Origin of the sequence: Enterobacter sp. JJBC (genome assembly GCF_036936505.1) — a bacterium.
GTDB lineage: Bacteria > Pseudomonadota > Gammaproteobacteria > Enterobacterales > Enterobacteriaceae > Enterobacter > Enterobacter hormaechei_C.
Genome location: NZ_CP136935.1, coordinates 2,510,446 through 2,522,873, shown reverse-complemented (window position 1 = coordinate 2,522,873; position 12,428 = coordinate 2,510,446). Strand labels below are relative to the sequence as shown.

At 56.0% G+C, this 12,428-nt stretch carries 11 protein-coding genes; 5 read left to right on the top strand and 6 right to left on the bottom strand.

Features of this window, described 5'->3' with window-relative positions; translation table 11 throughout:
* The gene (locus RY075_RS12180; RefSeq protein ID WP_045333086.1) at positions 1–1,395 is read right to left on the bottom strand and encodes a cytochrome ubiquinol oxidase subunit I; all 1,395 of its coding nucleotides are present in this window, start codon (positions 1,393–1,395) and stop codon (positions 1–3) included.
* Between the two features lie 393 nt (positions 1,396–1,788).
* Here RY075_RS12180 and RY075_RS12175 point away from each other — a divergent pair, with 393 nt between their 5' ends.
* The 3 genes from RY075_RS12175 to patD all read left to right on the top strand — a co-directional run bounded on the left by RY075_RS12175 (position 1,789) and on the right by patD (position 5,048).
* Positions 1,789–1,977, top strand: a complete 189-nt coding sequence (locus RY075_RS12175) for a cold-shock protein (protein ID WP_100397297.1) — start codon at positions 1,789–1,791, stop codon at positions 1,975–1,977.
* Between the two features lie 82 nt (positions 1,978–2,059).
* A complete protein-coding gene (locus RY075_RS12170) occupies positions 2,060–3,484 on the top strand; it encodes a PLP-dependent aminotransferase family protein (RefSeq protein ID WP_017693361.1) in 1,425 nt (474 codons plus the stop codon).
* Positions 3,485–3,623: 139 nt separating this feature from the next.
* Complete coding sequence (gene patD, locus RY075_RS12165) at positions 3,624–5,048, top strand: aminobutyraldehyde dehydrogenase (protein WP_302378507.1); 1,425 nt, start codon at positions 3,624–3,626, stop codon at positions 5,046–5,048.
* Between the two features lie 35 nt (positions 5,049–5,083).
* Here the strand turns inward: patD and RY075_RS12160 are convergent, their stop codons facing one another.
* From RY075_RS12160 to RY075_RS12150, 3 genes are read right to left on the bottom strand one after another with little or no spacing between them, the layout of a single operon-like run.
* Complete coding sequence (locus RY075_RS12160; protein WP_003856955.1) at positions 5,084–5,266, bottom strand: DUF1869 domain-containing protein; 183 nt, start codon at positions 5,264–5,266, stop codon at positions 5,084–5,086.
* 3 nt (positions 5,267–5,269) lie between these two features.
* Positions 5,270–5,623: a DUF1971 domain-containing protein gene (locus RY075_RS12155; protein WP_003856958.1), complete on the bottom strand. Its 354-nt coding sequence runs from the start codon at positions 5,621–5,623 to the stop codon at positions 5,270–5,272.
* Between the two features lie 27 nt (positions 5,624–5,650).
* Positions 5,651–5,977, bottom strand: coding sequence for a DUF1971 domain-containing protein (locus tag RY075_RS12150; RefSeq protein ID WP_015570441.1), 327 nt, complete (start codon positions 5,975–5,977; stop codon positions 5,651–5,653).
* Positions 5,978–6,220: 243 nt separating this feature from the next.
* On the opposite strand from RY075_RS12150, the gene RY075_RS12145 reads away from it, so the two are divergent.
* Positions 6,221–6,394 (top strand): GhoT/OrtT family toxin, encoded by a 174-nt coding sequence (locus RY075_RS12145; RefSeq protein WP_003856960.1) that lies wholly within the window; start codon positions 6,221–6,223, stop codon positions 6,392–6,394.
* 86 nt (positions 6,395–6,480) lie between these two features.
* Positions 6,481–7,239, top strand: coding sequence for an alpha/beta hydrolase (locus RY075_RS12140; RefSeq protein ID WP_032658563.1), 759 nt, complete (start codon positions 6,481–6,483; stop codon positions 7,237–7,239).
* Positions 7,240–7,272: 33 nt separating this feature from the next.
* Here RY075_RS12140 and RY075_RS12135 read toward each other — a convergent pair whose 3' ends face one another.
* Together RY075_RS12135 and RY075_RS12130 are read right to left on the bottom strand one after the other, a co-directional pair.
* Complete coding sequence (locus tag RY075_RS12135) at positions 7,273–9,447, bottom strand: virulence factor SrfC family protein (protein WP_063401978.1); 2,175 nt, start codon at positions 9,445–9,447, stop codon at positions 7,273–7,275.
* Complete coding sequence (locus RY075_RS12130) at positions 9,444–12,425, bottom strand: virulence factor SrfB (RefSeq protein WP_109948783.1); 2,982 nt, start codon at positions 12,423–12,425, stop codon at positions 9,444–9,446. Before RY075_RS12130 ends, RY075_RS12135 begins: the two co-directional genes overlap by 4 nt.
* Positions 12,426–12,428 lie beyond the last annotated feature (3 nt).

The following is a 12,428-nucleotide window of genomic DNA, read 5'->3' as shown; positions in this document are numbered from 1 at the left end:
TTACTCCTTAAATTCAGTGGTGACGGCAGAAAGCGGACGAGCAGGGCGGCCATCGGATTCAGTCGCGAAGGATTCATGGGGCTGCGGCCCTTTTTTAATCAGACGCACCATATAGCTGTAACCCACGCCGAATACCGCGGTATAAACTACGAAGAAGGCCAGCAAACTGACGCTCATGTGCAGATCGCCATGCGCGGAAACCGCATCCTTCGTACGCTGTAGTCCATAGACGACCCACGGCTGGCGGCCGACCTCCGTTGTTACCCATCCGGCGAGGATCGCGATCAGCCCGGACGGTCCCATCAGCAGGGCAAACCACAGGAAGGAACGTGATGTATAAAGGCGCTGTTTGTAACGCAGCCAGATTGCCGTCACGCCCAGGAGCAGCATCAACATCCCCAGGCCGGCCATGATGCGGAAAGACCAGAAGACAATGGTGGCGTTCGGGCGATCTTCTTTTGGGAACTCCTTCAATGCCGGAACCTGTTTATCGAGACTGTGGGTCAGGATCAGGCTGCCGAGAGCGGGAATTTCCAGGCCAAAACGGGTCCGTTCCTGCTCCATATCCGGCCAGCCAAACAGCAGCAGTGGAGTAGGCTCACCCGGCGGATTCTCCCAGTGACCTTCGATGGCGGCTATTTTCGCTGGCTGGTGTTTTAAGGTATTAAGCCCGTGCATATCCCCCACCAGCGCCTGGACTGGGGCCACGATTAACGTCATCCACAACGCCATGGAGAACATAGTGCGAATAGCGGGGGTATTGTTTCCGCGCAGCAAATGCCAGGCCGCGGAGGCACCAACAAACAGTGCGCTGCTGAGAAATGCCGCTATCGACATGTGCAGCAGGCGGTAAGGGAAGGAGGGGTTAAACACCACGGCAAACCAGTCCACCGGAACGACCTGACCGTTGATGATTTCATACCCTTGCGGTGTCTGCATCCAGCTGTTTGACGAGAGGATCCAGAACGTAGACATGAGGGTCCCCAGTGCGACCATGCAGGTCGAAAAGAAGTGCAGCCCCGGCCCGACCTTATTCCAGCCAAACAACATCACCCCGAGGAACCCCGCCTCAAGGAAGAACGCGGTAAGCACTTCATAGGTCAGCAGGGGGCCGGTAATACTGCCCGCGAACTGCGAAAACCCGCTCCAGTTGGTGCCAAACTGATAAGCCATCACCAGGCCGGAGACCACGCCCATCCCAAAGTTGACGGCGAAGATCTTTGACCAGAAATGGTACAGCGATCGCCAGACGGGATTTTTTGTTCTCAGCCACAGCCCTTCCAGCACGGCGAGATAGCTCGCCAGGCCAATGGTTATCGCCGGAAAAATAATATGAAAGGATACGGTAAAGGCGAACTGTATTCGCGCAAGATGAAACGCATCTGGACCAAACATGCATTGCCTCAATGTTAAACGGTGTACTGTTATAATAAAGAGGGGGGGAATGAGATATCAGAAGCAGAAATTGATAATTTACCTATAACAGTTGTGTGAAAAGGTGAACTTTATCTGGCTGATATAGCTAACAAGTAAGAATAAAAAATTTCTTTTTATGATTATTACGCATTAAACAGCTTGCTTTGTCGCCAGCAACATGCGTTAATGGATTTCTGGTTTTGAATCCAAATAAATATCTGACGTAGTTTTATAAAGCAGTTCTCATCACGTTGTGCCTCTCCGCAGCCTCTCTTGGGTCTTTATCTACATTCCGATTAGTTTTGTATCGAACCATTTTTTGCCTGATCGGCTCATGAGTAATTTACGTTTTTACGTTTACAGGAGAATCCTATGACTTCTTATATCCATTTCCGCTGCCCATGCTGTTATGGCTCGCAGTACCGCACCTCAGCTTTTGATGTGTCTGACAAAAATCCGTTCGGCGCGAAATGCATTTTCTGCAAATCGCCAATGATCACGCTCGACCACCTGGCCGCAGCGCGTTCGGCTCAGAATCACATTACTGAGTACCGCAAGTAATCTGCCGCGTTTCCCATAACAGTTAGCAAAATCTTCTCTTTTTCTCCTGCTGATATACACTGTCAGCAATAAGGAGAATCTGATGAAAAAATACCAGCGTCTGGCGCAACAAATTATCTCGCAGATTGAGCTTGGCGTATGGTTGCCGGGCGATAAGCTGCCTTCTCTGCGAGAGCAGGTGGCAAGCAGCGGCATGAGTTTTATGACCGTGGGCCACGCGTATCAGATGCTGGAAAGTCAGGGGCGCATTGTTGCCAGACCGCAGTCAGGCTATTACGTTGCCGCCCGCCCGACCACACACCAGCCTGCACCGCCCGCGCAGGTGATGCGCGATGAAGTGGTCGACATCAACACCTATATCTTCGACGTGCTACAGGCCAGCCGCGACCCCTCCGTTGTCCCTTTTGCCTCGGCGTTTCCCGATCCGCGCCTTTTCCCGCTTCAGCAACTCAACCGATCGCTGGCTAACGTCAGCAAAACGGCTACCGCCATGAGCGTGATTGAAAACCTGCCGCCGGGTAACGTCGACTTACGTCATGCCATTGCCCGTCGCTACGCTCAGCAGGGAATGAATATCTCCCCGGATGAAATTGTGATCACCGCGGGTGCGCTTGAGGCGCTCAACCTCAGTTTGCAGGCTGTGACTGAACCAGGGGACTGGGTTATCGTTGAAAATCCCTGTTTTTATGGCGCACTCCAGGCGCTTGAACGTCTGAAACTGAAAGCGCTGTCGGTTGCCACTGACGTGCGTGAGGGCATCGATCTCAGTGCCCTTGAGCAGGCATTAAATGATTATCCGGTGAAAGCCTGCTGGCTGATGACCAACAGTCAGAACCCGCTCGGCTTCACGCTGAGTGCAGAGAAGAAAGCTCAGCTGGTGGCGTTATTAACCCGGCATAACGTCACGCTGATTGAAGACGATGTTTACAGCGAACTCTACTTTGGCCGCGAAAAGCCGCTTCCGGCAAAGGCCTGGGATAAGCAGGATATGACGTTGCACTGCTCCTCATTCTCCAAGTGTCTGGTGGCTGGTTTTCGTATTGGCTGGGTGGCGGCGGGAAAACATGCGCGCCGTATTCAGCAGTTGCAGCTGATGAGTACGTTATCCACCAGTTCTCCCATGCAGCTGGCGCTGGTGGATTACCTGGCGACCAAACGTTACGACGCCCACCTTCGCCGCCTGCGACGCACGCTTGCTGAACGCAAACAGCAGGCCTGGCAATCGCTTTTGCGCCATATGCCTGCCGGCGTCAAAATCCATCATAACGACAGCGGCTACTTTTTATGGCTGGAACTGCCTGAACAGCTGGATGCGGGGCGGTTGAGTGAGAAGGCGTTAACCCATCAAATCAGCATTGCGCCCGGCAAGATGTTTTCCACCTCCAATATCTGGACACCGTTTTTCCGTTTCAATACCTCATGGGGATGGGGCGAGCGGGAGGAGCAGGCGGTCGTCCAGCTGGCGGGGCTAATCCGCGAAATGATGCTGCACCCAGTCACACCTTGATGAAAATTCCTGAAGCGATATGACGCGCGGTCTACCTTTAGTAAAGGAGTGCGGATTGGTGACGTGACGTTGTCACGTACATGTCCGCCAGAACGTGTGCTGACAGCGAAAACAATGTCGATTTCAACAGGACGATGCTATGCAAAATCAATTGCTGATTAATGGTGAACTGGTGGCCGGCGAAGGTGAGAAGCAGGCGGTTTATAATCCTGCCACGGGTGATGTGCTGCTGGAGATTGCTGAAGCGTCGGAAGCACAGGTGGACGCTGCCGTCCAGGCTGCCGATCGCGCGTTTACAGAGTGGGGACAAACGACGCCGAAAACGCGCGCCGAATGTCTGTTGAAACTGGCTGATGTGATAGAAGCCAACGCTGACGCGTTCGCAAATCTGGAATCCCTTAACTGCGGGAAACCGCTGCACTGTGTCCAGGGGGACGAGATCCCGGCCGTGGTCGATGTGTTTCGCTTCTTTGCCGGGGCCGCCCGCTGCCTGAACGGGCTGGCTGCCGGAGAATACCTCGAAGGACATACTTCGATGATCCGCCGCGACCCGGTTGGCGTTGTCGCCTCTATTGCGCCCTGGAACTATCCTCTGATGATGGCGGCGTGGAAGCTGGCGCCCGCGCTGGCGGCGGGAAACTGTGTCGTCATCAAGCCGTCTGAAATCACCCCGTTGACGGCGCTGAAGCTGGCGGAACTGGCGAAAGATATCTTCCCTCCAGGCGTGCTGAACGTGCTGTTTGGTCGCGGAAAAACCGTAGGAGATCCGCTGACCGGCCACGAAAAAGTCCGTATGGTTTCTCTCACCGGCTCTATTGCTACCGGAGAACATATTATCGGGCATACCGCATCTTCAGTTAAACGTACCCATATGGAATTGGGCGGAAAAGCGCCGGTCATTGTCTTTGACGATGCAGATTTGGATGCCGTGGTTGAAGGCGTGCGTACGTTTGGTTTCTACAATGCTGGTCAGGATTGTACCGCAGCCTGTCGTATCTATGCCCAGAAGGGGATTTACCCCGCGCTGGTCGAAAAGCTGGGCGCAGCCGTTGCCAGCCTGAAAATGGGCGCGCCGGACGATGCTTCAACCGAGCTGGGCCCGCTCAGCTCCGCAGCGCATCTTTCCCGCGTTTGTGCTGCCGTGGACGAGGCCAAAACCCTTGGACATATCCGCGTCGTCACCGGTGACAGTAAAAAAGAGGGGGCAGGATATTACTTCCAGCCAACGCTGCTGGCCGGGGCGAAGCAGGAAGATGCGATCGTCCAGCGAGAAGTGTTTGGCCCGGTGGTCAGCGTGACAGAATTTGAGGATGAAGCGCAGGTGCTGAACTGGGCTAACGATTCGCAATACGGCCTGGCCTCGTCCGTCTGGACAAAAGACGTCGGACGCGCCCATCGCCTCAGCGCACGGTTGCAGTATGGCTGCACCTGGGTCAATACCCATTTTATGCTGGTGAGCGAAATGCCGCACGGCGGGATGAAGTTATCCGGTTACGGAAAAGATATGTCGGTCTACGGACTTGAGGATTACACGGTAGTCCGACATGTCATGTTTAAACACTAAACCCTCATGCCCGGCGCAGTGCCGGGCGATTCAGCTTACCAGCCACATACCTCGTGTTCATTTTCCGTATCGTAGGCGCGAACGGTGTTCACCAGATCCTTCACGACATCTGCCGCGACGTCCGGGATCAACAGCTCCATTGGCGCTTCTGTTTCATAATCCACTGACACGCCGTTGCTGTTGTTGGTGACGGTCACAGTATAGGTAGCCTTACCCATTATTTACTCCTTATGCGTGTTGACCACTTTACCGATGCCCGCACCGCTGAGCGTGACGGCAGGATCCGCGAAAAAGTCGATATTAAAATAGGTGTCGTCGGTCAGAAGCTCAATGCGGTGCCATTTTTGCGGTGGGGAGATGCCAAAAGAACCGGCCTCAATGACCACTTCCAGATCGGGCTCGGTGGCGTCGCCATCGGCAAAGCCAAAGTAACGCACCGCACCCTGCATGACGGACAACCGACCGTACACGCCGGCTTTGGTGTTGTGATGGGTAAAAAGCGCTTTTGGGGCGGTCTCTTTATTCCAGAACGGCGTCGAGCGGGTATGAACAAAGTTTTCAGGAATACGTAACATCATAGTTTCCTTCATGTTGGCGGGTGCTTAAAGGGACTTAAGCACCTCAGGTTCAACAAAGAATTCAATATTGAACAGGGTGTCGTCGGTCATCACCTCAATGTGGTGCCATCTCTCTGGCGGGAAAACGCCGAAACGACCCGCTTCAATGACGAGCTCGCTGTCAGGCTCAGGTGTAAATTCATCAGCATAGCCCAGATAACGCACTGCGCCACGCATCACCGAAAGGCGAGGGTAAACGCCCGGACGCGTGCCCGTATCAAGGTGACGTTTAAAAATGCCAGCTGGGGCCGTTTCTTTGTTCCAGAAAGGCGTGGAACGGGTGTGAATGCAACTCTGCGGAATGCGTAGCATGTTTCCTCCCTTAAAAGCCTGCTGTTATTAAACTGCTTTCTGCGGGGATGGATTTATCAAAAAGTGCATTTAATTTGCATGTTATCAATAATAACCGTTTTGCTTTACCCGGCGTTGTTACACAAGGTACTCAGTTGTTATTATCCATAGTATTTAAGTGGTTATGATGTAACGAAAAAACTTGATCTGTGTCAACATATGACGCATATTGCGTGCGGTTATTTTTCGGCTCAGGTAAACAGAATGACGTTGTATCAAAAGATGTTGGTGTTCTACGCAATCATGGCCTCCATCTGCGCATTAATCACCTGGTTCCTGTCTAAAGATCGTAAACGTATTCGCCTGTTGAGCGCATTCCTGGTGGGTTCCACCTGGCCGATGAGCTTTCCTGTTGCCCTGTTGATCTCTCTTTTCTGAAGCACGCTTCCAGAATCGGCATCCAGACATAGCATTCCATACATTGAGGCTGTATAAATATACAGTCTGTCATACATGGAGTGCTTATGAACAGTTTCTATTCGCAGCAAGCAGGCTGCACTGTGCGCTGGCAGGATCTTCCCGGTTTCGGTGACCCGGTTGTGTTTATCCACGGGTTGGGCTGTGCATCGTCGTATGAATATCCTCGTATTGTCTGTGATACCCGTTTCGGGGGGCGCAGAGCCATTCTGATCGATCTTCCCGGTAGCGGTTACAGTGACAAACCTGACATCTACCGTTATCGCACGAGCGAACAGGCGCAGGTGGTGGTTGAACTGTTAAACCATCTCGGCCTGGATAGTCTATGGCTCTATGGTCATAGCATGGGGGGGAGTATCGCGATCGAAACGGCAACGCTGTTAACGTCGCGCGTTAAGGGCCTGATAGTGTCTGAACCCAATTTTCATGCGGGTGGCGGGATGTTCAGCCGGGCAATTGCGGCCCAAACGGAACAACATTTTCTGGCTCAGGGCTATGATGACATGCTGCGGGCGGAAACGTCGCCGTGGGCTGGAAGCCTTCAAAGTAATGCCCCCTGGGCCGTCTGGCGCGGCGCAACAAGCCTGGTCGAGGGCGTTAAACCTGACTGGGAACACCTGTTCTTGTCATTGCGCTGCCCGGTAATGTTAGTTTTTGGTGAGCGATCCCTGCCTGATGACGATTTTAATCGTCTGCAACAAAACGGCGTTGCTGTAAAAATTATCCCTGATGCGGGCCATTCAATGTCCTGGGAAAACCCGTCAGCGTTGGCTCAGGCTTTGTCTGGCTTCATAAACGGCTCATGAATGGGCAGCCCGCATTGTTGCGGGCTGGAATGATTAAGACAGCAAGGCAGACAAGGCTTTCCGTGCCGCAGGCTGAACGTCATACGGACACTGATAATCCACGTTCTCAATCGCGCGGGTGTAGAGCGCAACCAACCAGTCATAGACATAGGCTGTCGCCGCATGGACAGGCTGCTCGCCAAGTCGGGTAAGACGGGGTGAGGCGCTGCTCACAACGGGCGTCACAAAAATTGGCTCACCTTTGCGGATCCGGCTTGCAGGCCGTTCAGAGACGGGTGTCAGTTCATAGCCAAGCCAGCTAATGAAATTGCCTGTCGCGGCATGCAGCTGCGCGGCGCTGCTTTTATCTTTTTCTGCAATGCGTTGCAGTTGCAGCGGCAGATCCAGCCGGTAGCTGGTAACGATCAGCACATCCGCAATCTGCTGTAGTACCTCTGCGTCCAGGCCCAGACGGGCAGCCGCCGCGTCGTTGCGACTCCACTGACGAAGATGGTTAACCCACACGTTATGGGCCAGCCGCGCTTTGTCTTTGGTCTGCAACGCGCCAGGATTTTCCTGCGTCTCTTCCGCAAACAGATCGATAACATCGTTAAACAGGCCGTTGACCTGTTCCTCACGAGGCTGGTGGACGGTCAGCAGCGTCTCAAACGCGTTTAACGGCGGCAGAAGCCCCTCAAGCAGTTCACCATGACGAGCGGCACTGCCTTGCAGCGTTCGGACCATTTTTTCGGCCATTGCCCGCCCTGCGCCTGGCTCCTGAGTGAGAGGCGCGACATATGGGCGCATCAGCGTTGACAGCGACTCTTGTAACAGCCTTTTCAGCGCGCGGAGACGCTTCTGGCGCTGTGCCGGCAGGGTAGCCTGCGACAGCCACTCAATCACTCGCTGCATGCTGTGGCTATCGAGCGCCTGAAGCGTGCCCCAGCGCAGACCCGGCTGGCCCAGCAATTGCTGCACCGCTTCGTCCAGATTCTGCTTTGTGGTAAACCGCGCATCATGAGGGGTAATGGCCCAGACCAGCCCCGGCAACGCGGATTCTTCAACCGGCTGCGTCTCTTTGACCCAGTTTTGCAAGAGCCTTGCCGTTTTCGCGGTCTGCTGGTGGTGCGCCGTTGCATTGCAGATAACCAGGACATCTGGCTGAATGTGCTGACGATAATGCTCCAGCAACCACAGGCATTTTGCCTGCATCATCAGCGGCGTGTTTTCCTCAGAAATGGCCGGAATATCAATGACGTCAACGTTATCCAGCACGCAGTTCTCAACGGGCAGCACCACTTCGCGGGTCAGAGATGCCAGTACATCAACGGGCAGGCTAATGGCGTTAAGCAGCTCGCCGTTTTTTACCGGATGAAGCAGTGTTTCCTGTGCTTCCGGCACGGTAAACGCCCTGTGAGTAAGAAAGCCTTCGCAGGGTAGACCAAAGCTGTCCACCAGCAGACTCAACGGCGCCGCAAGTGCGCTGGCATGGCTGGTTTGATGCAGCACCTGGGCGAATTTAAGCCACTGCTGGGTTAACTCCTGCTGCTCACCCCACAGCAGAGACCAGACGCTGGCGCGGGTGCTGAGATCAAGCGACGGAACCAGCAGAGCAAACTGGTGCCACAGGGCATCATCAATATGCTGCTTAGCGCCGGGTACTACGCTTTGCCAGAACCGGGCTATGGTCGCGACTTCCCGCGCCGTCATTCCCGGCACGCTCTGCGGTTGACGCAGCGCCCGCCACTTCTCAAGCCGTGCTTCAATCACCGATTTATCCACCGCGCGGATCTGTGGATCCAGCGTGGTGCGCGCGATAAACAGCTGCACCAGCTCGGCCTCCGTTACCAGGCGCAGGCGCAGGGGAAACGCGTCGTCTGCGACCTCGCGGGACGCTCTGCTGAAACGCACGGCCATGTTGGTCGGTGCATGCCCGGGGTTAATATGCGAGAAGTAATCAAACGTGCGTTGACCCGGCGTAACGTTCAGCCGTTCGTCCCCGCTGCCGCACAGGGCAGCCAGCAGGTGCGCTTTCGCGGCCTGCGAGTGGCCATATAGGCCGATACTGCCCTGGCTGACAAGGGCGCGATCGAGCGCCTCTTCACGCGCGCTTACTGCGTTAAGGCGGGCAAGCAGGGCGTCGGCTTCGTTATCCAGCATCGGGGCGTGCTGTCGCGTCTCGTTGATCCACCCGATTAAGGCCTGAGTGGTGGCAGTCGTCGCAGTCATTTGAGGTATACGCTCCCGCTGTCGATCCAGTAGTGGCTGCCGCTGTGTCGGCGATCGGCCAGAGTATTCAGTTTAAAGGTCAGGGCATCCGGCGGCACTGGCGTGCCGTCCTGTAGCCAGGCATCACTCAGCTCGAAAGATTCCGGACCTCCCTGCTTAGTGCCGCCACGCAGCTTCAGGCGCACGTTCAGTACGCCGTCGCCCGCAATGGCTTTCGCCAGCTCGGCAGAGTTGATGCTCAGGGTATAGAGCGGCGTCGCGGGCCAGCGGGCATTGGCCAGCTGCCGGAAGCCGAGCGTAACGTTGCCGCGCAGCGGGAAGTGCAGACGGGCGTCCAGTTTCGCGCCGGGTTTATCGAGGTCGATATCGTGATACCAGACGTTCTCGTCCCGCAGGGTATTGATCGTGTTATCCAGCACGCCCAGATAGCGCACCGTAGAGTACGCGCCGATATCCGCTGCTTTAAAGTTAAAGCGCGGCAGACGAAGATCCAGCGCCAGGCTACAGAGCATCGCTCCCACCGCAGCGGTGGATTTCGGGTTGCCGATCCGTCCCTGCTGGCTGAACGGATACCATTCATGAACCTGGTATTTATCCAGCCAGACGATGCGGTTGACGGGCACCGGTTGCAGGTGGCGAATCAGGGCCTGAACGCCCGGCAGACAGCCCGGCCGTCCCGTGATCAGCAGGATATCGCAGCTGTAGTGAGAGATCGCCTCACATACCGCATGAAGCGGGGCGGCAAGCGTGAACTGACCCGCCAGCATGGCGTCCCGCATCTCCCGAAAGCTGACGTGCAGCGGTACGCTGAACAGATCAAAGTGTTCTGAGCCGGCAGGCAACGCATGGTCAATCGCCTGCTGGAGATAATTCATCACGTTGCGCGTCGGTTTTTGCGTAAGCAGGTCGCCAAAGGTGGCATGCAGCCCGGCCAGCGGATCGTCAACATCGCTCGATTCCCACGCCGCCAGGATCGCGTGACCTATCGGCATAAAAAGCTGAAGCGCCGTCTGCTGGCGCAGGACCGCCTGGGTATCGATCCGCCCGGAATCACCGAACAGGGATGCCATCAGTTGGGAGGCATCGGCTATGCCGGATTTCTGAAGCTGGGTTTGCAGCGCGGGCAGAACGTAGCGCTGGATCACGTCCAGCAGCGTATCATCGCCAGCGACCTTGAACCCTTCGCGGAACAGCAGCTGCGGGGTGATTTTGACGTTATTTCCGGAACCATCATCTAACTGATAGTGCGTGATGGCCATATCCGTCGTGCCGCCGCCGATATCAATCGAGGCCACGCGCAGCGCACGCCCCGGCAGGACGCCAGGCTCAGGCGCGCGATCCGGACGGGCGAGGGAGGCGAAAAAGGCCTCGGTCTGGCCACCGAAATGGGAAATGGCTTCGTTATACAGCCACACCAGCTGGCCGCAGCTGGCCTCGTCCCACTCCATCTGGATCTCAGGGACCGGCACCACGCTTTTTTCCTGCTGCTTGCGGCTGGCAAAATCTTCATCCTGCGGGTGCCAGCCCATCGCTTTCCAGACGATGGCGATGGCTTCGAACATGCGGCGACGGAAAATCTCGCGCTCCTGTTTCGGCATTGCCGAAGGCAGGGTGAGGATCAGCGTCCGCAGCTGGCGGGGAGAGGCCGGGAAGCCGAGCCGCAAGCGGGTGGCCACGCTGTTAATCTGGCCAAGCGCCTGAGCCAGCAGCTCGCAGAGCATGTGCGTCATCAGGGTGCTGCGGCTGTACTGCGGAGAGAACACCGGCAGACGCTCATCCTGCGGCAGCGTAAAGAGTGGTTCCCCGTCGTCGTTCATCAGGTTCATCAGCGGAAACGCAGTTGCCAGCGGTTCGCGCTGGGTTTTGCTGTTCATCTGGCTAAAGCGCCAGTCCTGCACTACCGGCGTCTCGTCCCACAGATAGCGACGCGGGCTGGAAATTCCACTGTTGCCTTCCGTGCCCAGACGCTGCATTGCCAGCTTACGCGCTTCATCACCCACGCGGACAATGGACGGCCAGACGAATGCATCCTCCCGGCCGCTTTCCACCGAGAAGTGCTGCTTGCCAAAACGCGCTTCGGAAAATTCAAGACGGCTGGTAAACAGCGGCTCATTCAGGAACTGTGGCTCACTCAGAGATCGTACCTGAAGTTCAGCCGTCTGGCGCAGGCCGTCGTTGGCATCACCATGATCTTCAATAATCACGCCGCAGGTGTGGGTGTTGCCTACGTCAAGGATCAGATCGACAGGAATAGCAGGGGTGCTCAGGGTATGGGTGACAAACTTCACTTCCGGCACGGTGAGTTGTTCCCCGAGCATGGAGAGCAGGTTGAGCCAGTGTGCCTGATATTCAAAGCTGCGCATGGCCTGATGCAGCTCCCGCTCGGAGCGTTTTTCAACCCCGTCGGCAAATTGCGTAAAGGCTTCGCGCAGCCAGCCGTCAATCCAGGTCTGGTCAAGGAAACTCTCAACCTCACTGTCGCGCCAGGCGAGCGCGAAACGCGTGCCGTTAAGGATATCGTTTTCAACCGGCGACAGCGCAGACGTCGCATGCTCTGCAATCTGGCTGTCGAGCGCGACGGTGACCCGGTGCGTATTGCCAGCCGCGTCGGGCGTGGAAAGCTTTCGTACCTGGACGCGTGCCCAGTTATCCGGGCCATCAACAAACGTCCGCGGCGGGTTAAAGCGCAGGAAAGGGAGCGGCAGCCAGACGCCGTCCAGCACGTTCAGGGAGTTACGCAGTGGAATGGTGCTTTCAGGCTTGACCACTTCCGGCTGCCCGCCATCGGTGGCAGGCAGCGTGTACCGGCCGTTAACCAGATCAAAATCCAGGCGCAACAGCGGGCCATTTGCCGTTTTACGCACGAAACGCCCGTTGCTGGCGGTGTCCTGCGGAGTCAGGCCAAAATCGAGAAACTGCACGCCGCTGTTAGCAATCAGCGTCACGCTCTGTTTATAGTCGCAAAGATTAACCAGCATAGG